Annotated in this window: 22 protein-coding genes and 1 tRNA gene; 14 read left to right on the top strand and 9 right to left on the bottom strand. The window is 68.5% G+C overall.

The window, feature by feature from the left end; translation table 11 throughout:
* Positions 1–208 precede the first annotated feature (208 nt).
* The 8 genes from DFR72_RS45940 (at position 209) to DFR72_RS36020 (ending at position 7,155) form a co-directional block, all read left to right on the top strand.
* Positions 209–373 (top strand): hypothetical protein, encoded by a 165-nt coding sequence (locus tag DFR72_RS45940; RefSeq protein ID WP_170176561.1) that lies wholly within the window; start codon positions 209–211, stop codon positions 371–373.
* 344 nt (positions 374–717) lie between these two features.
* Positions 718–1,443: a PP2C family protein-serine/threonine phosphatase gene (locus DFR72_RS36050; RefSeq protein ID WP_090070817.1), complete on the top strand. Its 726-nt coding sequence runs from the start codon at positions 718–720 to the stop codon at positions 1,441–1,443.
* A gap of 8 nt (positions 1,444–1,451) precedes the next feature.
* Positions 1,452–1,691 carry a hypothetical protein gene (locus DFR72_RS36045; RefSeq protein WP_114773884.1) on the top strand — a complete coding sequence of 80 codons (240 nt, stop codon included), beginning with the start codon at positions 1,452–1,454 and terminating at the stop codon, positions 1,689–1,691.
* Between the two features lie 98 nt (positions 1,692–1,789).
* The gene (locus DFR72_RS36040) at positions 1,790–2,848 is read left to right on the top strand and encodes a bifunctional DNA primase/polymerase (protein WP_090070815.1); all 1,059 of its coding nucleotides are present in this window, start codon (positions 1,790–1,792) and stop codon (positions 2,846–2,848) included.
* Positions 2,845–3,747 carry a DNA cytosine methyltransferase gene (locus tag DFR72_RS36035; protein ID WP_177224632.1) on the top strand — a complete coding sequence of 301 codons (903 nt, stop codon included), beginning with the start codon at positions 2,845–2,847 and terminating at the stop codon, positions 3,745–3,747. The genes DFR72_RS36040 and DFR72_RS36035 overlap by 4 nt, the downstream gene beginning before the upstream one ends.
* Before the next feature lie 50 nt (positions 3,748–3,797).
* Positions 3,798–5,513: a hypothetical protein gene (locus DFR72_RS47240; protein WP_245983780.1), complete on the top strand. Its 1,716-nt coding sequence runs from the start codon at positions 3,798–3,800 to the stop codon at positions 5,511–5,513.
* A gap of 122 nt (positions 5,514–5,635) precedes the next feature.
* Positions 5,636–5,995, top strand: coding sequence for a helix-turn-helix domain-containing protein (locus DFR72_RS47235; protein ID WP_245983779.1), 360 nt, complete (start codon positions 5,636–5,638; stop codon positions 5,993–5,995).
* Positions 5,996–6,018: 23 nt separating this feature from the next.
* Positions 6,019–7,155 carry a tyrosine-type recombinase/integrase gene (locus DFR72_RS36020; RefSeq protein WP_170176560.1) on the top strand — a complete coding sequence of 379 codons (1,137 nt, stop codon included), beginning with the start codon at positions 6,019–6,021 and terminating at the stop codon, positions 7,153–7,155.
* A 55-nt stretch (positions 7,156–7,210) separates the two neighbouring features.
* Here the strand turns inward: DFR72_RS36020 and DFR72_RS36015 are convergent.
* The 3 genes from DFR72_RS36015 to DFR72_RS36005 all read right to left on the bottom strand — a co-directional run bounded on the left by DFR72_RS36015 (position 7,211) and on the right by DFR72_RS36005 (position 8,294).
* Positions 7,211–7,285: transfer RNA gene (locus tag DFR72_RS36015), tRNA-Val, on the bottom strand.
* Positions 7,286–7,322: 37 nt separating this feature from the next.
* A complete protein-coding gene (locus tag DFR72_RS36010) occupies positions 7,323–7,787 on the bottom strand; it encodes a peroxiredoxin (protein ID WP_090071061.1) in 465 nt (154 codons plus the stop codon).
* Positions 7,788–7,862: 75 nt separating this feature from the next.
* A complete protein-coding gene (locus tag DFR72_RS36005; RefSeq protein ID WP_090071059.1) occupies positions 7,863–8,294 on the bottom strand; it encodes a DUF3052 domain-containing protein in 432 nt (143 codons plus the stop codon).
* A gap of 319 nt (positions 8,295–8,613) precedes the next feature.
* On the opposite strand from DFR72_RS36005, the gene aceE reads away from it, so the two are divergent.
* Complete coding sequence (aceE, locus tag DFR72_RS36000) at positions 8,614–11,373, top strand: pyruvate dehydrogenase (acetyl-transferring), homodimeric type (RefSeq protein ID WP_090070806.1); 2,760 nt, start codon at positions 8,614–8,616, stop codon at positions 11,371–11,373.
* A 49-nt stretch (positions 11,374–11,422) separates the two neighbouring features.
* Here the strand turns inward: aceE and DFR72_RS35995 are convergent, their stop codons facing one another.
* Genes DFR72_RS35995 through pnuC form a run of 3 tightly spaced genes read right to left on the bottom strand, consistent with a single transcriptional unit; the run spans position 11,423 to position 13,970 of the window.
* A complete protein-coding gene (locus DFR72_RS35995; RefSeq protein ID WP_090070804.1) occupies positions 11,423–12,181 on the bottom strand; it encodes a GNAT family N-acetyltransferase in 759 nt (252 codons plus the stop codon).
* A gap of 8 nt (positions 12,182–12,189) precedes the next feature.
* On the bottom strand, positions 12,190–13,362 hold the full coding sequence (locus DFR72_RS35990; RefSeq protein WP_090070802.1) for a M14 family zinc carboxypeptidase: 1,173 nt from the start codon (positions 13,360–13,362) through the stop codon (positions 12,190–12,192).
* Complete coding sequence (gene pnuC / locus DFR72_RS35985; RefSeq protein ID WP_090071057.1) at positions 13,359–13,970, bottom strand: nicotinamide riboside transporter PnuC; 612 nt, start codon at positions 13,968–13,970, stop codon at positions 13,359–13,361. Before pnuC ends, DFR72_RS35990 begins: the two co-directional genes overlap by 4 nt.
* A gap of 67 nt (positions 13,971–14,037) precedes the next feature.
* On the opposite strand from pnuC, the gene DFR72_RS35980 reads away from it, so the two are divergent.
* Positions 14,038–15,126: a phytase gene (locus DFR72_RS35980; protein ID WP_090070800.1), complete on the top strand. Its 1,089-nt coding sequence runs from the start codon at positions 14,038–14,040 to the stop codon at positions 15,124–15,126.
* A 9-nt stretch (positions 15,127–15,135) separates the two neighbouring features.
* Entirely contained in the window at positions 15,136–16,179 is a 1,044-nt protein-coding gene (locus DFR72_RS35975) for a winged helix DNA-binding domain-containing protein (RefSeq protein ID WP_090070798.1), read from the top strand.
* A 159-nt stretch (positions 16,180–16,338) separates the two neighbouring features.
* On the opposite strand, the gene DFR72_RS35970 is transcribed toward DFR72_RS35975, so the two are convergent.
* The 3 genes from DFR72_RS35970 to DFR72_RS35960 form a co-directional block, all read right to left on the bottom strand.
* On the bottom strand, positions 16,339–17,382 hold the full coding sequence (locus DFR72_RS35970) for a glucose-1-phosphate thymidylyltransferase (protein ID WP_090070796.1): 1,044 nt from the start codon (positions 17,380–17,382) through the stop codon (positions 16,339–16,341).
* A 155-nt stretch (positions 17,383–17,537) separates the two neighbouring features.
* Entirely contained in the window at positions 17,538–18,308 is a 771-nt protein-coding gene (locus DFR72_RS35965; RefSeq protein ID WP_090070794.1) for a mechanosensitive ion channel family protein, read from the bottom strand.
* A gap of 218 nt (positions 18,309–18,526) precedes the next feature.
* Positions 18,527–20,083: an alpha/beta hydrolase gene (locus DFR72_RS35960; RefSeq protein WP_245983778.1), complete on the bottom strand. Its 1,557-nt coding sequence runs from the start codon at positions 20,081–20,083 to the stop codon at positions 18,527–18,529.
* A 121-nt stretch (positions 20,084–20,204) separates the two neighbouring features.
* Between DFR72_RS35960 and DFR72_RS35955 the strand changes: the two genes are divergently transcribed.
* The 3 genes from DFR72_RS35955 (at position 20,205) to DFR72_RS35945 (ending at position 23,502) form a co-directional block, all read left to right on the top strand.
* Positions 20,205–21,404, top strand: a complete 1,200-nt coding sequence (locus DFR72_RS35955) for a PucR family transcriptional regulator (RefSeq protein WP_090070790.1) — start codon at positions 20,205–20,207, stop codon at positions 21,402–21,404.
* 194 nt (positions 21,405–21,598) lie between these two features.
* Entirely contained in the window at positions 21,599–22,528 is a 930-nt protein-coding gene (locus DFR72_RS35950; RefSeq protein WP_090070788.1) for an ACP S-malonyltransferase, read from the top strand.
* A complete protein-coding gene (locus tag DFR72_RS35945) occupies positions 22,525–23,502 on the top strand; it encodes a beta-ketoacyl-ACP synthase III (protein ID WP_090070786.1) in 978 nt (325 codons plus the stop codon). Before DFR72_RS35950 ends, DFR72_RS35945 begins: the two co-directional genes overlap by 4 nt.
* Positions 23,503–23,526 lie beyond the last annotated feature (24 nt).

The following is a 23,526-nucleotide window of genomic DNA, read 5'->3' as shown; positions in this document are numbered from 1 at the left end:
GGAGGCAGGGAGAACTCCCTCACTGCCTCCCCGCCCCTGACTCCCTCACCTGACCAGCACCGACCCTGGCCAGGGAGTCGAGGGAGGCCACGTCTCCCACCAGCGAGAACAGCCCGGAAACCAGGGGATCGAGCCACTGCAGCGGCTCCCTCCCTTGCTCTCATCTACCCACAGACGGTCACTCACAGTGACAGAATGAGGTCTTCTAATGGCACATGAGGTCATGCACATCGAAGCGTCCCGGTCCATCTGGAACGGCTCCGCCAAGACCCTGTGCGGGATCACGATCCCCAAGCCGCACACCATCTGGTTCGCGTGGCTGTCGAGCAACCCCACGTGCTCGACCTGCGAGGCCCGGAACAAGGCGCGGTGACCAGCTTTGACCAGGTCATGTGCACCGCGTGCGCGCTGTCGAACGCGGTGCACGCCTAACCACAACAACAACCCTTCTCAAGAGTCGAAAACAAACCCGTAAACCCGGAAACGCACCCCGGCGCAGCCTCTGATCTGCGCAAACAGGGTCCGGGTTTACGGCGGCACCAAACCCGGACCCGGAACACCAAACCCGCAAACCCGGTCAGGCCCGCCCACTCGCAGCACCTTCCGGCCGCCCGGCTCACCGGCAGGCCCTACTACCCCGCGCGGATTAGTAGGGCCTGCCCTTGGGCTGCGGCAATCACCCGCAGCACCCATCCACGACCACGACCAGGAGAACCTGTGATCCAGTTTCACCACCCGAACATGACCGTCACGGTGGGCACCGCCACCGCGATCGGCGGCCGGTCGCACAACTGCGACGCCGCCGCCGTGCACTCCACCGCCTCCACGACGGCCGCCGCGCTCATCGACGGCATCGGCAGCACCGCCGAGGTCGAGCACACGGCCGCACTGCTGGCCGAAGTCGCCGCCCGCGTGGCCGCCCGCCGTGGCCCGGTCGCCGGTCTGCTGACCGCGCACGAACTCATCTCCGCTCCCGGCCCGGAGTCACCCAAGCCCAACGCGGTCGGCGCGGTCGCCGTGGTCTACCCCTCCGACAGGGCGACCGTCATCGCGCACGTCGGAGACTGCCGCGTCTACTCCATGACCGGCGGGGTGCTCACCTGCCACACCACCGACCACACCGTGGGCGAGCTGCTGCGCATGGTCGGAGTCGCCGAGCACCACGCGGCCCTGCACGACAACTGGGTACGCACCAGCATCGGCAACGCCACCGTGGCCAGCATCCCGGTGGTCGACGTCGTGGCGCAGCGCGTGCTGCTCACCAGCGACGGCATCCACAAGGTCCTCACCGACGACCAGATCGCCGCCGTGATGACCGCCTTCCCCGAGGACGTCGACCAGCTGGCACACGAGCTGGTGGCCGCCGTCCTCGACACGGCGCGCGACGGCGAACCGCTCGACAACATGACCGCCGTCGTGCTGCACGTGGACACCCCGCAGTAGGCGCAGCGATGAGGATCCGGCTGGAAGGCACCCCCGACGAGGTCGAGACGGCGGCGCAGGCTCTCGCGCTGGGCTTCGACGTGCAGGAGGTCAGCGGCTTCTACCCCAACCGGGGCGCGTCGGTGCTGGGCCGTGTCTACGTCACCGCAACCGTTCTGCCCGCGCGCCTCATCCGCGCAAGGGCTACCCGACTGGACACCAGCACGCCACGCCTCGACAGCGACCCGCCGCCGTCGCTGACGAGCTGACCCCACCACCCCACCGACGCGGGGGCACGGCCACACCAGGCCGTGCCCCCGCTCCCGTTGCACCCCAACCACAGCACGGCTGAAAGGGACCCGCGATCATGACCACGAACCGGACTGTCCAGACCGCCGCCGATGTCGCGCTGTGGCTGGCGGTGCACCGCGGCTGGCACGTCCTGCCGCTCAACTACGGCACCAAAAGGCCGCTGGGCGGATGTGTGGACTGCCGCGCCGAGCACACCGACCACACCCCGCAGACCTGCCCGTGCCTGGCACGCGCCGAGGGGGCGCTGTGCCACGGGGTGTGGGCCGCCACCACCGACCCCGGCGTGATCGCACGGTGGGCGCAGCGCTGGCACACCTCCGTCTGGGCCGTCCACTTGGGAGTGTCCGGACTGCTGGCCGTCGACCTCGACACCCGGCCCGGCCCGCCGCCACGCCAACCGCTCAACGGCCTGGCCTGGCCCGCCGATGAACCGCCGCCGGCCGATGGGCTCGACACCTACGCCACCCTCGCCGCCCTGTCCGGTGGCACGGTCGGCACCGACACCTTCACCACCGACACCCCCTCCGGTGGCCTGCACCTCGTCTACGGGACGGAACCGTTGCGGTGGAAGGGAAGCCACGGCAAACCCCGCCCCGGCGACGACACCGTGCGCACCGGCCTGGGCTGGCAAATCGACATCAAGGCCTACGGCGGGTACGTCGTGCTGCCCGGCTCCACCAGCGATGCCGGCCAGTACCGGCGCAGCTCGACCACCACCACGCCCCGGCGCCTCGACCCCTGGTTGGTTGAGGCCCTCGCCCGCACCGGCCACGACCGCACCGCCACCCCCGCACCGCCCGCCACGGCCGCACCCGTGCCCGCGTTCGTTCACGGAGACAGCCGTCAGGCCCGGTTCGCCGCCGGGGCGTTGCGGTCCGCGTGCGCCGAGCTGGCGGCGATGGAGCCCGACACCGGCCGCAACCGCAAGCTGTTCCGCTCCACCACCCGCCTCGCCGGTATGGCGCAGGCCGGATGGATTGACCGCGACGTGGTCCAGGCCGCCCTGGCCGATGCCGCCCGCCACGCCGGACTCCCAGCCGCAGAGATCCGCTACGTCCTGGCGTCCGGGTTCGGCCGCCCGCTTCCCGTTCCCGACATCCGGAGCGCTGCATGAGCCGTCCACGGCTGCTCGATCTGTTCTGCCGTGCAGGCGGTGCGTCCGCTGGCTACCACGCGGCAGGGTTCGACGTCATCGGTGTCGACATCAACCCGCAACCCCACTACCCCTTCGACTTCGTCCAGGCCGACGCGCTCACCATCGATCTGTCCGGCTTCCACGTCGTCGCCGCATCGCCGCCGTGTCAGAAGTTCTCCCGTGCCACTCCGCATGCCCGCAGGCATGAACACCCCGACTTGCTCGACCCGGTCCGTCTACGGCTGCGTGAGGCGGTCGAACGCGGCGAGATTTGGGGCTACGTCATCGAGAACGTGCCCGGCGCACCCATGCGCGACCCCATCACCATCTGCGGCGAGACGCTGCGGCTGGGCGTGCGACGGCACCGGCTGTTCGAGTCGAACCTCTCTCTGTTCGGTACGACCTGCCACCACGACCGCGGCACGCCCGCCGTGCCCGTGTACGGCAGGCCCCGGTGGCAGGACTCGCCTGTGCCCACCGATGTGGCGCGGGAAGCGATGGGCATCGACTGGATGCCATGGACCGACCTCACCCAAGCCATCCCGCCCGCCTACACCGCGTGGATCGGCGTTCAGCTCATCGGCCACGCACGCCAGCACGTGACGCAAGCGGCTCGAGTCCTGGTGACGCAAGCGGCTCGACCGTGCGTGACGCAAGCGTCCAGGACGGAAACGTCACGCGCAGTCGAGCCGCAAACGTCACCCGGTGACGCAACCGGTGAGCTCGACGGCCCTGAGCTCACCTCTTGCGTCACCGCCCGCACCTGCCACTGCGGAGCCCCGCTGCATCGGCCGGCCACCGGCCGGTGGCCCCGACACTGCTCACACGCCTGCCGACAGGCCGCCTATCGCTCACGCACCAAGGGAACCGCCGCATGAGCCGAAACCGCACCAGCAGCCCAACACCAGCACGGAAGGAGGACCCGCCGATGACCAGCAACCTCACCGACCCCGACGAGATCACCGCCCTCATGACCGGCACCACCAGCACCACCGACGTGTCGGCGGGAGAGCCCGACGAAAAGCCGGCCATCCAGATCGGCGGGGAAGCCGAGACCATCCGGGCGTTGACCACCGCGATGGGGCAGGGCGCGCTGCCCGACGTCTACGTCTCCGGCGGGCAGCTGGTGCACCTGTCGCGGGTGTCGGGCAAGGCCGCCAGCGCAGCCGAGCACGCCCACCAGGTCGACGCCGGAGCGCTACCGGTGCAGGCCGATCCGATCACCTCGCCGTCGCTGGCATGGCTGCTCGCGCACCACGCGTTCGTGTTCCGCCGCAAGAAGAACAAGGACACCGAGCAGTGGGAGGAGGTAGAGGCCAGCCCCACCAAAGCCGCCCTGTCCGCGGTGCTGTCCTCGCGGTACTGGCCCGACGTCCGCCCGCTGGTCGGCGTCGTCACCTCACCCGTGCTGCGCCCCGACGGCACCCTGTTGCAGACCGCCGGATACGACACCGGAACCGGCCTGTACTACGCGCCCACCGTGGCCATGCCGGCCATTCCCGCGCAACCATCCCAAGAGCAGGTCAGCGAAGCGCTCGAGTTCGTGACAAGCACGCTGCTGCGGAACTTCCCGTTCGTCGCCGACGCAGACAAGGCCAACCACATCGGCCTGATGATCGCCCCGATCCTGCGGCCCTACCTCGGGTGCCTGACCCCGTTCGGCCTGATCTCCGCCACCACGCAATCGAGCGGTAAGACGCTGCTGGCCGAGATTCCCGGCTACATCTACGGACTCAAACACCTGGTGTGGCGCAACAACGACGAGAACGAGCTGCAGAAGTCCATCACCAGCGCCCTGCACAGCACCGCCGCCGTGATGCTGTGGGACAACCTCGCCGAGGGAACCGAGGTCTCCTCTGCGGTGCTGGCCAAGCTGCTCACCGGCCCGAAGTGGGACGACCGCAACCTCGGTTCCAACAGTGCCGGGTTCGAGGCAGTCAACGACCGGCTGTGGTTGGCCACGGGCAACAACATCCGGCTGGGCGGGGACATGGCCACCCGCACCGCCCTGGTGCGCCTGGACCCCAACGACCCGCACCCCGACCAGCGCGACCAGACCGGGTTCGGCATCCCGCACCTGGACCAGTGGCTCAAAAAGCCGGCCAACCGCGTCACCGTGCTGCGGCACCTGCTCATCCTGGTCATGGACTGGATCAACGCCGGAGCACCCCGCTCCGGGCACACCATGCGCCAGTTCAGCACCTGGGCCGGTGCGGCCGGCGGATTCCTCGCCCATCACGGCGTCGACGGCTTCCTCGACAACGTGGCCGAGATGCGCGAGGCCGACGACGAGAACACCGAATGGACCGCGTTCCTCGCCCGCTGGCACGAACTGCACGGCAAGGCCGAGATGCGCGCGCGAGTGCTCTGCCACAGCGCCGAACCCGAGATCAACGGGACCAAGGTCACCGACCGCTGGGACGGCACGTTCCTCACCGACGAACGCGACCGCATCCCCTCATCCAAAAGCCTGGGCAAACTCCTCACCGGCCACATCGGACGCTGGCACGGCCCGCACGTCCTGCGCAGCCGCCACGACAAGAGCGCCAACTCCCTCGTGTTCTGGGTCGAGACCAACACCGAACCCGACCACGCCGAGCACGACCAGACGCCGGCCGACAAGCAACAGACCGCCCTGATCTAGCCGCGGCTAGCAGGGCCACCCCACCGGGTTTAGACCCGCCGCCGGGTTTCCACCGGGTTTGCACCGGGTTTAGCCCAGAGCTAAACCCGGCCCCCATCACCGCAGGTCACAGCCCTGCCAAGGTGCAGTTCCGGGTTTCCGGGTTTCTACCGCCGATCCCCGCACACACCCGTGCTCGCCAACCTCTCACCCGTCCGGACGGCTCGAACCGCCAATCACGCACCGCCCGGACGACCACACCGCACCACCTCACAGATCGGAACACAGCCGTGGCCGAAAGCCCGAACGCCGTCATTCCCCCTCCCCTGCTATTGAAGGTTGAGGAGGCTGCACGTTTGCTCAACATCGGACGGACCCGCGTCTTTGACCTCATCCGAACGGGCCAACTGAAGTCCGTGAAGATCTTTGGCGCCCGCCGAGTTCCTCTCACGTCAATCCACGCGTACATCGAGACGCTTCTCCAGGAACCAGAGGCCGCCTAATGTCTGGTCGCGCAGCAAATGGAATGGGCACGATCGTCAAGCGCAAAGACGGCCGCTACCAGGCGGCCGTCTACGTGCTCACCTCCACCGGAGAGAGCAAACGCAAGTACGTCTACGGGTCGAGCTGGGAAGACGCGAACAACAAGCGCGTCGAGATGCTCGACAACAACCGAAAAGGCGTGCCGTCGATCTCATCGAGCATGAAGCTGGACGACTACCTCACCTGGTGGCTGGAAGAGGTCATCAAGGTGGAGCGCGGGGAGTCGACCTACTCGGGCTACGAGATCGTCGTACGTCGCTACATCAAGCCCAACCTGGGCTCGAAGAAGCTGAACGCGTTGACGCCCACCCACGTGCGCCAGTTCATCGCCAAGCTCCGCAAGGCGAAGACCGTTCTCGGAGAGCCGCTGTCAGACAGGTACGTACAGAACGTCTTCGAAACTTTGCGGAGCGCCCTCACCACGGCAGTGCGCGAAGAACTGATCGGCCGCAATGTTGCGAAGCTGGTTGAGACTCCAAAACGGGGAACCTTTGAGGTGGATCCGATGTCTGAGTCCGCGGCTCGCAAGTTCGTGAGGGCTGCTGCTGAACATTGGCTGTACGCGCTATGGCTGATCCTCATTACGACCGGCCTTCGTAAGGGTGAGGTCCTTGGGCTCGCCTGGTCGGACGTAGACCTTGATACGGGCGCGTTCAAAGTCCGCAGGACGGTACAGCGCGTCCGAGGAAAATTGCTCTTCGGAAAAACGAAGACGAAGAAGTCCACTCGGACGCTCTACCTAGGCCGCGTCTGCCTGGCCGCTCTGGCAAAACATCGAGAGGAGACCACAAAGCGGAAAGGAACAAAGCTCAACCCGGCACCAGGTCAGCCGACTGACCTGATCTTCGTCACCGCAACGGGCAGAGTGATCGAGCCTCGCAACGTGAACACGATGCTGCGGCGGCTGCTCAAGGGAGCCGAGCTGGATACGGCACGCGTGCACGACCTCCGGCACACGGCGGCAACGCTGCTGCTGGTGGACGGAGCGACGATCAGGGAGGTGATGGAGCAGCTCGGCCACGCGTCGATCTCGACCACGGCCAACATCTACGGCCACGTGTTGGACGAGGCAAAGCGACGGCTGGCCACGCGGATGGACCGGCTTTCAGAGCCCGACTGATGTCAATCGGTGATGTCAACGGCGCCTTCGGACCTATCGGAGGCGCCGTTTTGGCTGGTGGGCGCGACAGGGTTCGAACCTGCGACCGCTCGGGTGTAAACCGAGTGCTCTTCCGCTGAGCTACACGCCCCAACCCCGGCACCGCAATGCGCAGGGGTACAGCTACATCATGCCCTGAGAGAGGCTACGGCCTTCTTCCAGGCGTCCTGATCGCGGGCCTGACCGGGCGCGTTCACCTCGGCGAAGCGCACGACGCCGGAGACGTCGACCAGGAACGTGCCGCGCAGCGCCATGCCCACGGCCTCGTTGAACACGCCGTAGGACTGCGCGACGGCTCCGTGCGGCCAGAAGTCGGACAGCAGCGGGAACTGGTAGCCCTCCTGGTTCGCCCACGCCTTCAGCGCGAACGGCGAGTCCACGGAGACGCCCAGCACCTGGACGTTCTCGTCCTCGTAGGTGGCCAGTTCGTCGCGCAGCTGGCAGAGCTCGCCCTGGCAGGTGCCGCTGAAGGCGAACGGGTAGAACACCAGCAGCACGGATTTGGAGCCTCGGAACGACGACAACGTCACGGGTTGCTTGTTGTAGTCGTTGAGCGTGAAGTCCGGGGCTTCCGAACCGATCTCGACCGCCATGAACACACCCCTCCAGCAAGGCGCAGGACCACGGGCGGGTGAGCGCCCGTGGTTCAACCCTATGTCAACGAGAGGTCAGCGCTTGGCCTTGGCCGACTTCGGCCACACCAGGCGGATTCCGGCCCAGTCATCGCCCACGCTGATGTTGGAGGTCTGCGACAGGCCGGCGGTCGGGACCGCTTCGGCGACGTCGCTCGGCTCCACGTGGCCGGGGCGGCCGGTCTTCGGGGTGAGAACCCAGATCACGCCATCCTCGGCGAGCACGCCGGTGGCTTCGAGAAGGGCGTCGACCAGGTCTCCGTCGTCCTCCCGCCACCAGAGCAGGACGACGCTCACCGTCTCGTCGGCATCCTCGTCGAGGAGGTCGCCCCCGATTCGCTCCTCGACAGCGGCACGCAAGGCGTCGTCGACGTCCTCGTCCCAGCCGAGTTCCTGGACGACCATGCCTGATTCGATCCCGAGCTTGTCGGCGACGCCGAGCTTGCCGGCGTCTTCCGCGGCGACCACGGTTTTCACTCCTCCAACTACGCAAGAGCGACAGCCCTGAGACTGTCGCTGAAGTCTGTTACTCCGGCTAGCGAACACTGTCAGCTACCTCCGGCGCAACTGTTGACCACGTGACACGCCGTAACAGGTACCCCTGTGAAGATCTCCGCACTGGCATGAGGCACGCTCTACATACCTCTTATCGCGCGCGCGTGAGCGACACGATCCAGAACTACCGACCGGTAGCCATGACGAAGTCGTCGCGCAAGGACAACGATAGGGGTGCGTGGCACGGTTTCCGGGCCAGCGCGAGTACCGCCAACGAAGCCGAGGAGACACCTTGAGCCCGCAGAACACCGGCCCCGAGCGGGTGCGTGTCATTCGCGACGGTCTGGCAGCGCACCTGCCGGACATCGACCCCGAAGAGACCTCGGAATGGCTGGAGTCGTTCGACGAGGTGCTCAAGGGCGGCGGCCAGCAGCGGGCTCGCTATCTGATGCTGCGCCTGCTCGAACGCGCTGGTGAGAACCACGTCGGCATGCCGTCGCTGATCAGCACCGACTACGTCAACACCATCCCCACCGAGCGGGAGCCGTGGTTCCCCGGTGACGAGGAGGTGGAGCGCCGTTACCGTGCGTGGATCCGCTGGAACGCCGCGATGACGGTGCACCGCGCGCAGCGGCCCGGCGTGGGTGTCGGTGGACACATTTCGACGTACGCGTCCAGCGCGTCGCTCTACGAGGTCGGCTTCAACCACTTCTTCCGCGGCAAGAACCACCCCGGCGGTGGCGACCAGATCTTCATCCAGGGCCACGCCTCCCCCGGTGTCTACGCCCGCGCGTTCCTCGAGGGCCGGCTGAGCGAGCACCAGCTCGACGGCTTCCGCCAGGAGTACTCGCACGCCGGTCCGGGCGGCGGCCTGCCGTCGTACCCGCACCCGCGCCTCATGCCGGACTTCTGGGAGTTCCCCACGGTCTCCATGGGCATCGGCCCGATGAACGCGATCTACCAGGCGCGGTTCAACCGCTACCTGCGCGACCGCGGCATCAAGGACACGTCCGACCAGCACGTGTGGGCGTTCCTCGGCGACGGCGAGATGGACGAGCCCGAGTCGCGCGGCCTGCTGCAGCTCGCCGCGAACGAGCAGCTCGACAACCTGACGTTCGTGGTCAACTGCAACCTGCAGCGCCTCGACGGCCCGGTCCGCGGCAACGGTAAGATCATCCAGGAGCTGGAGTCGTTCTTCCGCGGCGCGGGCTGGAACGTCATCAAGGTCGTCTGGGGCCGCGAGTGGGACGCGCTGCTGCACGCCGACCGTGACGGCGCGCTCGTCAACCTGATGAACAGCACGCCCGACGGCGACTACCAGACGTACAAGGCGAACGACGGCGCGTACATCAAGGAGCACTTCTTCGGCCGCGACCCGCGGACGAAGGCGCTCGTCGACCCGATGACCGACGACGAGGTGTGGAACCTCAAGCGCGGCGGCCACGACTACCGCAAGGTCTACGCGGCCTACAAGGCGGCGACCGAGACCGTCGGCCAGCCGACCGTGATCCTCGCGAAGACCATCAAGGGCTACTCGCTCGGCAAGCACTTCGCGGCGCGCAACGCGACGCACCAGATGAAGAAGATGACCCTGGACGACCTCAAGGGCTTCCGGGACAGCCTGCGCATCCCGATCTCCGACGAGGTGCTCGAGAAGGACCCGTACCTGCCGCCGTACTACCACCCCGGGCAGGACAACCAGGAGATCCAGTACATGCTGGAGCGCCGCCGCCAGCTGGGTGGCTTCCTGCCGGAGCGCCGCACGAAGTCCAAGGCGCTCGTGCTGCCGGGCGACAAGGTCTACGACGGCATCAAGCGCGGCTCCGGCAAGCAGGAGGTCGCCACGACGATGGCGTTCGTCCGGCTCGTCCGCGACCTCGCGAAGGACCCGGAGATCGGCCCGCGCATCGTCCCGATCATCCCGGACGAGGCACGGACGTTCGGCATGGACTCCATGTTCCCGACGCAGAAGATCTACAACCCGAACGGCCAGGCGTACACCTCGGTGGACGCCAACCTGATGCTCGCCTACAAGGAGTCCGAGCAGGGTCAGATCCTGCACGAGGGCATCAACGAGGCGGGTTCCACGGCGTCGTTCACGGCGGTCGGCACGTCCTACGCCACGCAGGGCGAGCCGATGATCCCGATCTACATCTTCTACTCGATGTTCGGTTTCCAGCGCACGGGCGACGGCCTGTGGGCGGCGGCGGACCAGATGGCGCGCGGCTTCGTGCTGGGTGCCACCGCGGGCCGCACCACGCTGACCGGTGAGGGCCTGCAGCACGCCGACGGCCACTCGCTGCTGCTGGCGCACACGAACCCGGCCGTCGTCTCGTACGACCCGGCCTGGTCCTTCGAGGTGGCGCACATCGTCAAGGACGGTCTGCGCAGGATGTACGGCGAGAACGCCGAGAACATCTTCTACTACATGACGGTCTACAACGAGCCGTACGTGCAGCCGGCCGAGCCGGAGGGCCTGGACGTGGAGGGCCTCCTGCGGGGCCTCTACAAGTACCAGGACGGCCCGCAGACCGACGGTCCGCGTGCCCAGATCCTCGGCTCCGGCGTGGGTCTCCCGTGGGCTCTCAAGGCGCAGAAGATGCTGGCCGAGGAGTGGGGCGTGTCCGCGGACGTGTGGTCCGCGACGTCGTACTCGGAGCTGCGCCGCGACGCCGTCGACACCGACCGCCACAACCTGCTGCACGTGGACGCCGAGCCGCGCGTGCCGTACGTGACGCAGGTGCTGAAGGACGTGCAGGGCCCGGTGATCGCCGTGTCCGACTGGGCGTCGGCGATCCCGGACCTGATCCGCCCGTACGTCCCGACCGACATGACGACCCTGGGCACGGACGGCTTCGGCTTCTCCGACACCCGCCCGGCCGCCCGCCGCCACTTCCTGGTGGACGCGGAGTCCGTCGTCGTCGCCACGCTGGCCGCACTGGCCCGCCGCGGCGAGGTCGAGCAGGCCAAGGTCGTCGAGGCGGCGCGCAAGTACCGTATCGACGACGTGCAGGCGGCCGGCCCGTCCACGGGCGACGCGGGCCTCGCGTAGTCACTCGCTGAACCGAAGGGCCGCTCCGCACGCGCGGGGCGGCCCTTCTTCACGCCCTGAGGGCGTACTCGGTGAACTGACCGGCGATCCCGAACCCCAGACGCCGGTAGACGGTCTCGCCGTCCTCAGAGGCCTGCAGGACGGCAATGCGGTACCCCTCGGCGCGTGCGGTGCGCAACGCGGCCACGGTGATGGCACCGCCGTAGCCGCGCCGGCGATCTCCGGCGAGGGTCGCGATGTTGTAGATCCCGGCGACGCCCGCGTGCAGGAACACCTCCGCCGTGCACACCGCACGCCCGTCCACGTACCCGACGAGGTAGCGCGCCTGGCTGGTCAACGCGTGCGGTGCTGCTTCGGCGTAGAAGCGGCGGACCGTCTCGGCGGGCGGGTCCCAGTTGGCCGCCAGGACCACGGCGTAGCCGGCGAGTTCCGCCTCCGTGGTCACCCGGCGGATCTCCAACCCCTCAACGCGTAGCTCGGGCAACGTGGCGTCTGCGAGGTCCATCCACATCGCGGCCTCGGTGTCCGCCGCCTCCAGACCCGCCTGGACCAGCACAGCGCCGAGGCCGGCCGGTGTCGAGGCGGGACCTACCCACCAGGAGAACGGCCGCCCCGTTGCCTTCAGCGCGCTCACCGTCTCGGCGACGCGAGCGGTGGCCTCCGGGGAGAACCGGGCCGCGGCCACGATGTTGAACGTGTCGTCGTGCAGACCGCTGTCCGCGATCAGCAGGTCGCCGGTCTCCACCACGGCCGCGCCCGCGAGACTCCGGTGCAGGTGGCACGCGTGCTCGGCGAGGTTCTGCTCCATGCCCTCCGCTAGCACTGGGCGACCGGCTGGGCCTTCAGCAACGGCTCGTCGGCTCGGGCGTCCATCAGCAACGGGACCAGGGCGCGGGCCTCCTGCTCGAGCGGCACGATGCGATCACCGCCGCGCAGGTACTGCGACTTGACGCCGTGCAGAGCCAGTTCGTCCTGCACGTCCCGGTACTGGGCCCCGGTCAGCACATACCCGCACGGAGGCGTCGCCACGACGTCCGAGGGGTCAGGCGCCTGGTTGTCCGCCCCGCCGAAGTAGACCGGCCCGGACCGCACCGCACGCGACTGAGCGTTGGCGGCCTCGATGGCGGAACGGTTCGAGCCGACGAACGACTGCGTGCCGTCCAGCGCCTTCAGGTGCGAGTCGACGCGGAAGAGCGGCGTGTTGTCGACGTTGGTCTCGACCAGCAACCCCATGCCGTGCTTCAACCCGCCCGTGTTGCGCAGGATGCGTTCCTGGCCGTCGCCCGCGACCTGGCGGACGGGCTCGCCGGTCACCGGGTCGACGTAGATGCCGTACACGCCGGACGTCCGGCCCGCCGCTTCCACAGAAGGCCTGACGTACGAGCGGGAGAGCGTCTCGGACAGGTCGTGCACGCCATCAGCGACGTTGAGGTTGCGCGGCCACAGCCAGAGGACGTCCTTCACGTAGTAGGGCTCGGAAGGGCCGAACTCGTGCAGGTCGTGGATGACGTCGGGCTGCCAGTCGCGGATCACGGAGGCCATCGCGCGGGCCTCGGCGGTGCGCAGCAGCAGGTGGTCGCGGTTGATGTCGACGCCGGCCGAGTTGCCGCGGGTGTCGGCCGCGCGGCCGTCCGGGTTGGCGTTCGGCACGAACAGGTAGGTCGTGCCGGACGAGCGTGGCAGGGAGCGCATGCGGATCAGGCACGCCTCGCGGCCGGCGGGTTCGTCGCCGTGCTGGGAGCAGATGAGAAGAACCACCGTGCGCGCGGAGCGGGAGCCCACGCGCACGAGCTGGATCGGACGGCCTTGGGCGGTCGTCCCGATCTGGGAGACAGGCAGGCCGGTGGCGCGCAGGTAGGCCTGTTCCTCGGACTCGGTGGTCCACTTGCCGGTGAGCTCGAATCCGGTTCGCGGCGCGGGCGCGGCGACGGCCGGAACGGCTGCCAGCGACGAGACGGCGGTCAGCAGAGCGATCAACAGTCCCCTCATAGAGGAGACTTTGCCGCCTGTGTCAACCGGCGGGCGGTGCGGTTCCAGTCGACGAAACCGTGGACCACCAGGCCCGCGAAGATCACGTAGACGAACGCGCTGAAGTACAGGCCCGACTGGATCTGCAGCGGCACGCCGACGGCGTCGACCGCCAGCCACACCAGCCAGAACTCCACCAGCCCGAGGCCCTGCAGGGCGAAGGCCAGGATCGTGCCGATGAAGATCGCGGCGTCCGGCCACGGCGCCCACGAGGCGTCCAGCGCGTCCAGGACCAGCGCGAACGCGACGGTGCCGACGACGAAGGCGCCGACGATCGCGAGCCGTTCGCGCGGGGAACCCTTGCGCACCACCACGCCGAAGACCGGGTCACGGCGCCGCACCCACGCGTACCAGCCGTAGACGGCGATCGCACCGACCGCGACCTGCCTGGTGGCCAGGCCGCCCAGGTGCGCCGACAGGTAGACGGTGAAGAGGAGCGCGACCGAGACCAGCTGAACGGGCCAGGTCAAGAGTGAACGGCGCTGCGCCAGGAACACGACCGCGAGCGCCAGCACCTGCCCGACCAGCTCCGTGTACGCGATCTTCTGGCCGAAGATCGTCAGTCCCATCTCGTACCACACGGCTTGTTCCCCCGCGGTTCAGTCGCAGTACACCGGTGTTTCCTACGGTCCCACCATGTCATCTTCCTTAGCACTGGCGCTCGTGCCTTTGTTCCTCACCGCCCCCGCGACGCCCGTCATCACACCGACGGTCATCACGCAGACGTTCGAGGAACCCGCCGACGCGGACGACCCTGCCATCTGGGTGAACCCGCGCAACACCGAACGCAGTGTGGTCCTGGGCACGCTGAAGGAAGGCGGTCTGGCGGCGTTCGACCTGAACGGCCGCACGATCGGCGTCCATCCGGCGCCGCTGCCGCCGACTCCGGACGCGAAGCCCGGCCGCTTCAACAACGTCGACGTCCTCGGCGACCTGGCGTTCGTCAGCGACCGCGGCCGTGACCGCATCCGGGTGTTCCAAGTGGACGAACGCGGCGTGCGGGACGTCACGAACCCGGCCACCAAGCCGGTGTTCTCCAAGACCGAGGCCGAGGTCGACGACCAGCACACCGTCTACGGCCTGGCCGCCGGGCGCGTCGGCGGCAAGGACGTCGTCGTCACCAGCCGCCGCAACGAGACCAGCATCGCGCTCCTGCAGGTGGTGAAGGGTGACCGGTACGACACCAGGAAGGTGTCCACTCTGGACCTCCCGAGCACCTTCACCCTGCCCGACGGCAGGGCGTGGACGGTGTGCGGCGAGCCCGGCGAGGGCCCGCAGGTCGAGGGCATGGTGATCGACGAACGCACGAACACCCTGTACGCCGCCCAGGAGGACGTCGGCATCTGGCGCATCCCGTTGCGGAACAACGGCTTCGGCAAGCCGCAGCTCGTCGACAAGGTCCGCACGTGGGGCGCGCCGCAGAAGTACAACCCCGAGACGGAGGAATGCGAGGCGGACGGCCCGAACCCCGGCTTCGGCGGCAAGTGGCTCGAAGCGGACGCCGAGGGCCTCACGATCGCGGACGACGTGCTGCTCGCGTCCAGCCAGGGTGACTCGCGGTTCGTCGCATACCGCAAGGCGGACATGAAACCGCTGCAGGACTTCAAGATCGCCGATGTCGAGCACTCCGACGGCGCCGACATCGTGCTGGGCAAGCTCAACCTGCTCGTCGTCCACGACGGAGAACGTCCGAACGGCACCGGGTTCGCGTTCATCAGGTTCTAGTCTGTCCCGATGGGGACGCTCAGCCAGGACCAGCTCAACAGAGCACTGATCGAACGCCAGATGCTGCGCGAGCGCGCCGATCTCAGCGCGCTCGCCACCATCGAACACCTCTTCGGCATCCAGGCGCAGGAACCGAAGTCGCCCTACATCGGTCTCTGGACCCGCCTGCGGGACTTCCAGCCGAAAGAGCTCGAAGACCTCCTGACCGACCGCGAAGCCGTCCGCATGCTGCTGATGCGCGGCACGATCCACCTGGTCAGCGCACGGGACGCGCTCGGCCTGCGGCCCCACACCCAGCTCAAGCTCGACCGCGAACTGCAGAGCGGCCCGTTCGCGGCCCGCTTGAAGGGCCTCGACTTCGACGAGATCGCCGAGGCCGGCCGCAAGATCCTCGACGAGACCCCGCAGGGCACCGCGGACGCCGGCAGGCAGCTCGAGGAACGCTGGCCCGACCGCGAGCACACCGTCCTCGGCAACGCCCTGCGCAACAAGCTCGCCCTCGTCCAGCTCCCGCCGCGCGGCCTGTGGCACAGCAGCGGCAGGGCCGTCTGCACCACCGTCGAGAACTGGCTGGGCCGGCCGCAGCAGGCGATGGACAGGCAAGAGCTGGTTCTGCGCTACCTGAGGGCTTTCGGCCCGGCGACGGTGATGGACGCACAGCAGTGGTCGGGTCTCACCAGGCTCGGTGAGGTCTTCCAGCAGCTCGAGCCCGACCTCGTGACGTTCCGCAACGAGGCGGGCAAGGAGCTCTTCGACCTCCCCGACGCCCCGCGCCCCGACCCGGAAACCCCTGTCCCGGTGCGGCTCCTGCCCGAGTTCGACAACATCCTGCTCGCCCACGCCGACCGCAGGAGGGTCATCGCGGACGACCGGCTCGGCGTCGTCATCGGCGGCAAGCCCACGGTCCTCGTCGACGGCTACGTCGTCGCCACCTGGGCCGTCTCCAAGGAGCGCACCATCTCCGTCGACTACATCGACGAACAACCGAGGAGCAGGCAGAAGGCGGTCGCCGAGGAGTGCGACCGCCTTCAGGACTGGATCAGGAAGAACTAGTGGTGTGGCTCGGATGGTTGCCGGGCGAATTCGCGGTCGGACGGGTGCGTCGTGGTGTCGCCCCCACGTCGTCGTACTGGTTGTACGGGGGTGTGGGGGCGGCGCCGCGAGGCGCCCTGCTGAGCGTGGATCACCTCGCCAACGTTCCGGGTCGCGCCGCTAGGCGGCGAGGTCGACGTGCGCGCCGTCACCGACGACCAGCCGGTGCTGGCGCGCGGAGCCGACGCGGGCCCGGCGCCCGATCAACGAGGTCTCGATGCCCGAGACGTTGTGCACGGTGGCCTCGTTGAGCACGATCGAGTCGGCCAGCCCGGAGTCGACGATCCGGCAGTCCGCGCCGATCGACGTGTACGGGCCGATGATCGACTCCTCGACCAGCGTCCCGGCGCCGATGATCGCGGGCCCGACGATGCACGACCGCACCACGCGCGCACCCTCCTCGACCACGACGTCACCGATCAGCCGCGACTCGTCGTCGACGATGCCCTGGATGTCCGTCCGCAGCCCCATCAGCAGCTCGCGGTTGCACTCCAGCACGTCCTCGACCTTCCCGGTGTCCTTCCAGAACCCCGAGTACATCCGCGCCCGCACGTCGCGTTCGTGCGTCACCAGCCACTGCAGCGCGTCGGTGATCTCGAACTCGCCGCGCCACGACGGTTCGATCGCGTCGACGGCGGCGTGGATCGCGGGCGTGAAGAAGTAGACGCCGATCATCGCGAGATCGCTGCGCGGCTCCTGCGGGTGTTCGATCAACCGCGTCACGCGCGAGTTCTCGTCCACCTCCGCGACGCCGTACAGCCGCGGGTCCTCGACCTTGTCCACGAGCACCTGCGCGGACGGCCGCAGCCGCGCGAACTCGTCGGCGATCTGGCCGATGCCCTCGACCAGCACGTTGTCGCCCATGTACATCACGAAGTCGTCGTCGCCGAGGAACGGCCGGGCGATCCGCACGCAGTGCGCCAGGCCCAGAGCCACGTCCTGCTGGATGTAGGTGATCGAGACCCCCAGGTACGAGCCGTCGCCGAACAGCTCGGAGATCTCCTGGGCACCGTCGCCGACGACGATGCCGATGTCGGTGATGCCGACGTCCCGCAGGTTCTCCACGACGTACTCGAGCACCGGCTTGTTCGCGATGGGGACGATCTGTCGAGGCAGCGAGTATCCGGCCGGGCGTACGCCCGCGGACAGCACAAGGGCTTTCATAGGTCCTCCACCGCGACGGAACAGTTCGGGTGGACATGAGGCTGGGTGCGGGCGCTGGACCGGAACTGGAGAACTGTCAGAACACCAGAAAGGGGCCGTGCGCAAGATGTTTGCGCACGGCCCCTTCCTACGAGGTAGGACTACTTTCCCGAAATCTACTTGTCGGACATCGGGGTGCCCGACGGAGGGGTGGCCATGTCACCCAACCGGCCGCCCACGGTCTGCGGCATCTCCTGCGACGCGCGCGGCATCGGCGACTGGACCTGCGCCTCCTCCTGCGCACGGGTCAGCCAGCCCTCCCAGCGCGCCTGCATCGGGCGGACCAGGCCGCCGCCCACACCGATGACGATCACGCCGGCGATGGTGGCGAGCACGGCGATCAGGACCGGCATGGTCACCGAGATGGCGATGCCCAGCTGGTTGAGCGCCGCGATGACGCCGAGCGCCATCACGAAGCCGTAGGTGATGTTGCCCATGAGCTTCGTGTACGAGCGCTGGCCCAGCGCACCGGTGACGAGACCCTTGAGCGCGGTGCCGATGGCCGACGCGACGATCACGAGCACGATCGCGACGACGATGCGCGGCAGGTACGCGATGACCTCGTTGAGCAGCGTGCTGACCGGGTTCGAGGCGCCGAAGACGCCGAACGCCAGCTGCAGCGCGATGAGCAGCACGAAGTAGTACACGATCTTGGCGATCAGACCGGACGCGTCCATCGACGACTGCCGCATCGCGCCGTTGAGGCCCGACTTGTCGACGAGCTTCTCGAAGCCGACGCGCTTGAGGAGGAACTGAACACCCTTGGCGAGTGCCTTGGCGATGAACCAGCCGATGACCAGAACGAGCAGGAAGCCGAGCAGCTTCGGCACGAACGTGGCGACCATCGCCCACGCCTGGCCCAGGCCCTCGGTGATTTGCGAGCCCACGGGCCCTCCTTGAACAAAGTTGCGGTGAGTGAAGATCAGACGCGGTGATCGTTTCGTGGATCACACCGCTCCACAACTTCGACACTGCTACACGAAAGGGTGGCTGACGTGGATTTTTGTCGCAATACAGTCCAGAGTGGAACTACCGGTGGGGACCGGGGAGAGGGAAGCGCCCGCCACGCTCCGTGGCGGGCGCTTCCACATTTCCTGGCCCTGACCTAAGGCCTCGCGGAGAAGCCGCGGCCGTCCAGATAGGCCTGCATCCCCTCCGGGGACAACGCCGGGGCGGCGCCTCCCTGACCGTCCTTCGGCACCTCGGGCCGGGGGTCGCCGGTGCACTCGGAACTGCTGCCCGGCAGCCCTCCGTCGATGAGGTAGCGGTTGACCTTGTCGTCGACGCACTTGTTGCCACCGTTGTAGAGGCCGTGCTTGCCCTCGTCGGTGACGGTGATCAGGTTGTGCCCTAGGCGCTGCGCCATCGCCGGTCCGCTCGCGTACTGGGTCTGCGTGTCGCCCTCGGACTGCACGACGACGCCGACCGGGTAGCCGTTGCGCCCGATCCTGACCGGCGGCTCCGGCGGCGTGAACGAGCGGAACGTGCACGTCATGGGAGCGGCCCGCACGATGCCGAAGCCGTACGGGTAGCGGTCGCGGAACATCCGCATGTCCTCGAAGTAGTTGTGCAGGTCGGTCGGCCAGTCCGACTCGCAGGTGACGGTGTCGAAGACGCCCGACCGCAGTTCGTCCAGTCCGGTCTTCGCGAGCACCTGGCCGGCCTTGGCGCCCTCGGCGTTCGCCGGCTGCTCCCCCGACCGCAGCTTGGTCACGATCGACGCCAGGTCCGACCACAGTGGACGGTAGCGGGCACCGACGCCCATCGCGCCGTCGAAGGAGGACCGGTTGTGCTCGCCGACCGGCGTCGCGTGCAGCTTCGCGGCGACCTTCTCGACCTCGGCCAGCACCTCGTCACGCGACTTGCCCAGCCCGAACTTCTCGTTGCGCTCCCCCACCCACGACGCCCACGTCTCGACGTCCTTGCGGTAGGCGATGGCCTGCTGGCGGAACTGCTCGTGCCAGATCCACTCCGGGTGCACGGCCGAGTCGAGCACGCTGCGGTCGAGCCGGTTCGGGAACAGCGTCCCGTACACCGCGCCCAGGTACGTGCCGTAGGAGTAGCCCAGGTAGTTGATCTTCTGCTCGCCCAGCACGGCGCGCACCACGTCCATGTCGCGCGCGGTGTTCGCGGTGCTGATGAACTGCCGGATCCCGCCGCCGGACTTCTGGCAGGCCTCCTCGGCCTCGCGCGCCTCGGCGGCCCACTTGCCGAACTCGCCGTCCGCGGGCCGTGACTCCGGTGCGGCGATCGCGGGCGCGGCGCGGCAGTTCAGCGCCGTCGAACCGCCGACACCGCGCGGGTCGATGCCGATCACGTCGTAGACCTGGACGAGCTCGGACTTCCTGAAGAACAGGGGCAGGCCGAGCCCCGACCCGCCGGGTCCACCCGGATTGGTGAACAGCACGCCACGACGGCGATCGGCCGCCACGGCCTTCTTGCGGCTGATCGTCAGGTTGATCCTGTCGCCGGCCGGTTTGGTGTAGTCGAGGGGCGCGACGAGCACCGCGCATTCCAGCTCGGCGAGCTTTCCCTCGCACGGGGCCCACTTGACCGGCTGCGAGTGGAACTCGACGAGTGGATCGGGTGGATCGGCGGAGGCGGTCGTGCTCGTGGTCAGGAGAGCGACGACCCCTAGGGCGAGTGCCGGGAACCTACGCAAGACGAAACCTCCGCACCGGACGACCATGACCTCTGCTGCCCGAAGGTAGGACTGTTCATTCAGGTACATGGGTTCTGTCACCCATCCCGGTGATGTCCGCTCGAACGCCTAAGCTGCGGGTATGACCAGCAGCAAGGTGAAGGAGGAGCACCCGCCGACGCTCTCCGCCCGCACCATGCGCAAGATCGAACGCGCATCGGGCTCACTCGCGACCGCCAGCGTGGCCGAGATGGAGCGGCGCCTGCCGTGGTTCGCGCGGATGCCCCCCGACCAGCGTGCGAGCGTTCTGCTGCTGATCCAGAACGGCGTGGCCGGGTTCGTCGAGTGGCTGCACGACCGGCAGCAGGCGATCCGGCTGACCGCGGACGCGTTCCGCAGCGCCCCCAAGGACATCTCCCGCTGGGTCAGCCTGCGCCAGACCGTCGAGCTGGTCCGGATAGCGCTGGAGCTGTTCGAGGAGCAGATGCCGCTGATGGCCGCGAACGAGGCTGAGCGCGCGCTGCTGATGGAGGGCGTGCTGCGGTACGGGCGGGAGATCGCCTTCTCGGCCGCCACCTCCTACGCGGCCGCCGCCGAGGCGCGCGGTGCCTGGGACGCGAGGCTGGAAGCGCTGGTCGTGGACGGTGTCGTGCGTGGCGACCCGGAGGAGTCGCTGCTGTCCCGTGCCGCCGCGCTCGGCTGGGACCCGGCGCTGGAGGCCACGGTGCTCGTCGGCAACCCCGGCGGCGAGGACCCGCCCGCGATCATCTACTCGGTGCGCAGCAAGGCCGCCCGCGCGGGTCGTCCGGTGCTGCTGTCCGTGCAGGGCTCACGGCTGGTCGTCGTGCTCGGCGGCCCGACGGAGACCGGCGAGGACGTGCTGGGCCGCATCTCGGAGGGCTTCGGTGAGGGTCCGGTCGTGGCAGGGCCGACGGTGGCCAGCCTCGCCGAGGCCCATCGCAGTGCGAGTGACGCGCTGAGCGGGTTGCGCGCCGTGGTGGGCTGGCCCGCCGCCCCTCGTCCGGTCCGCTCGCTCGACCTGCTGCCGGAACGGGCGCTCGCCGGCGACCCGGAGGCCGAGTGGCAGCTCGTCGACAGGGTCGCCCGGCCGCTGGAGGACGCGGGCGGCGCGCTGCTGGAGACCGTCGACGCCTTCCTGGAGGTCGGCGGCGTGCTGGAGACGTGCGCGAAAAGACTCTTCGTCCACCCGAACACGGTCAGATATCGTCTTCGGCGCGTTCAGGAAATGACGGGAAGAAATGCACATGACGCTCGAGACGCACTTGTGCTTCGCGTCGCATTGTCTGTAGGACGCCTAGCGCGCTCCCGTGGCCTGTGGTAGCGAGCGAGCTGTGACGGACTTCGCACACATCCGTTGGGGTGAGGGCCAAACGACCCTCCACAGCGCTGAGCTGGCCTTACGTCGCGGAGCGTTCACCTGACAGACACTTTTGTAGGGTCTCTACAAATACGATCGCAGTACTTCGTTCTTCACAGCATGGGGTGCGGGTGGGTTCACCAGCTTTAGTAATCGACGTGATCGCACTCCTCGCGCCCGGACAAGGGTCCCAGACGCCCGGCATGCTCGCCCCCTGGCTCGAACTGGAGGGTGCCGAGAAGCAGGTGCGGACGTGGTCGGAGATCACGGGCCTGGACCTGGTGCGTCTCGGCACCACCGCGGAGGCCGACGAGATCGTCGACACCGCGATCACCCAGCCACTGGTCGTGGCTCTCGCCGTGCTCGCGTTCGGTGAGCTGCGCCGCCGCGTCGAACTGCCCTCCGCCGTGATCGTCGGCGGCCACTCGGTCGGCGAGCTCGCCGCCGCCGCGGTCGCGGGCGTCATCAGCGCCGACGACGCCGTCGCCCTGGCCGCCGTGCGCGGTGCCGCGATGGCGCAGGCGTGCGCCCTGGAACCGACCGGCATGGCCGCGGTGCTCGGCGGCGACGAGCCGGAGGTGCTCGCCCGCCTGGAGGAGCTCGGCCTCGTGCCCGCCAACCGCAACGGCGCGGGCCAGATCGTCGCGGCCGGTCCGCACGCCGCGCTCGACGAGCTCGCGGCGAACCCACCGGGCCCGGCGAAGATCCGCAAGCTCGCGGTCGCGGGCGCGTTCCACACCAAGTACATGGCGCCCGCGGAGGACGCGGTGCGCGCGCGTGCCGCCGAAGTCACCACGCACGACCCGTCGTTGCCGCTGGTGTCCAACAAGGACGGTCAGGTCGTCACCGAGGGCGCCGAGGTGCTGCGGCGCCTGGTCTCCCAGGTCACGAGCCCCGTGCGCTGGGACCTCTGCCAGGCCACCTTCGTCGAGAAGGGCATCGCCGGCTCGGTCGAGCTGCCGCCCGCCGGCGTGCTGACGGGTCTCGCCAAGCGTGCGATGAAGGGCACCGCGACCCTCGCCCTGAAGACGCCCGACCAGCTGGAGAAGGTCGCGGAGCTCTTCGACACCGCTGGAGCCGATAAGTGACAGCCTTCCAGGCCCCGCAGGCAGTCGCGGGCAGCCGCATCCTCGGTCTCGGCAGCTACCAGCCCGAGACCGTGGTGAGCAACCACGACCTCGCCCAGCGCATGGACACCTCGGACGAGTGGATCCGCGAGCGGGTCGGCATCGTCAACCGGCGGGTGGCGGCGAAGGACGAGGGCGTCGTCGACATGTCCGTCATCGCGGGCACCAAGGCGATCGAGGACGCGGGCCTCACGCCCGCCGACATCGGCGGCATCATCGTGGCGACGTGCACCATGCCGTCGACCATCCCGAACGCCGCCGCCCAGATCGCCACCAAGATCGGCATCCAGGCCGCGGCCGCGTTCGACCTGAACGCCGCGTGCGCGGGCTTCTGCTACGCCGTCGCGACGGCGGCGGACATCGTCCGCGGCGGCTCGGTGCGCAACATCCTCGTCATCGGCGCGGAGAAGCTCACCGACTGGACCCACCAGGACGACCGCTCGACCGCGATCATCTTCGCGGACGGCGCGGGTGCCGTCGTGGTCGGCGCCAGTGACACGAACGAGATCGGCCCCGTCGCCTGGGGCTCGGACGGCTCGATGTCCGAGGTCATCAGGATCGACGACCGCGACTCGTTCATCCACCAGGAGGGCCAGACGGTCTTCCGGTGGGCGACCACGCAGATCGCACCGGTCGCGATCCGCGCAGCCGAACTCGCCGGGGTCGAACTGTCCGACGTGGACGTCTTCGCCCCGCACCAGGCGAACCTCAGGATCATCGAGGCGATCGCCAAGCGTCTGCGCAAGAATGGTGCGCGAGAGGACCTGAAGGTCGCTCGAGACATCGTCGAATCCGGCAACACCTCCTCGGCCTCGATCCCCATGGCGCTGGACCACATGCGGTCGGCGGGCGAGATCTCCTCCGGAGACGTGGTGCTGATGGTCGGTTTCGGCGCGGGCCTGTCCTACGCGGGGCAGGTGGTCCGGTGCCCGTGAGTACCACCCAGAGTTTTTCCATCG

It is taken from the genome of Lentzea flaviverrucosa, assembly GCF_003350445.1.
GTDB lineage: Bacteria > Actinomycetota > Actinomycetes > Mycobacteriales > Pseudonocardiaceae > Lentzea > Lentzea californiensis.
This window is presented reverse-complemented; position numbering and strand designations above follow the sequence as displayed.

Coding starts and splice junctions, on each gene's coding strand:
- DFR72_RS35995 (WP_090070804.1), bottom strand. CDS start 12,181: ATGGAGCAGAACCTCGCCGAGCACGCGTGCCACCTGCACCGGAGTCTC.
- DFR72_RS35970 (WP_090070796.1), bottom strand. CDS start 17,382: ATGAAAGCCCTTGTGCTGTCCGCGGGCGTACGCCCGGCCGGATACTCG.
- DFR72_RS35975 (WP_090070798.1), top strand. CDS start 15,136: ATGGGGACGCTCAGCCAGGACCAGCTCAACAGAGCACTGATCGAACGC.
- DFR72_RS35955 (WP_090070790.1), top strand. CDS start 20,205: ATGACCAGCAGCAAGGTGAAGGAGGAGCACCCGCCGACGCTCTCCGCC.
- DFR72_RS35990 (WP_090070802.1), bottom strand. CDS start 13,362: ATGAGGGGACTGTTGATCGCTCTGCTGACCGCCGTCTCGTCGCTGGCA.
- DFR72_RS35980 (WP_090070800.1), top strand. CDS start 14,038: ATGTCATCTTCCTTAGCACTGGCGCTCGTGCCTTTGTTCCTCACCGCC.
- DFR72_RS45940 (WP_170176561.1), top strand. CDS start 209: ATGGCACATGAGGTCATGCACATCGAAGCGTCCCGGTCCATCTGGAAC.
- DFR72_RS36040 (WP_090070815.1), top strand. CDS start 1,790: ATGACCACGAACCGGACTGTCCAGACCGCCGCCGATGTCGCGCTGTGG.
- pnuC (WP_090071057.1), bottom strand. CDS start 13,970: ATGGGACTGACGATCTTCGGCCAGAAGATCGCGTACACGGAGCTGGTC.
- DFR72_RS36045 (WP_114773884.1), top strand. CDS start 1,452: ATGAGGATCCGGCTGGAAGGCACCCCCGACGAGGTCGAGACGGCGGCG.
- DFR72_RS36035 (WP_177224632.1), top strand. CDS start 2,845: ATGAGCCGTCCACGGCTGCTCGATCTGTTCTGCCGTGCAGGCGGTGCG.
- DFR72_RS36010 (WP_090071061.1), bottom strand. CDS start 7,787: ATGGCGGTCGAGATCGGTTCGGAAGCCCCGGACTTCACGCTCAACGAC.
- DFR72_RS36020 (WP_170176560.1), top strand. CDS start 6,019: ATGGGCACGATCGTCAAGCGCAAAGACGGCCGCTACCAGGCGGCCGTC.
- DFR72_RS47240 (WP_245983780.1), top strand. CDS start 3,798: ATGACCAGCAACCTCACCGACCCCGACGAGATCACCGCCCTCATGACC.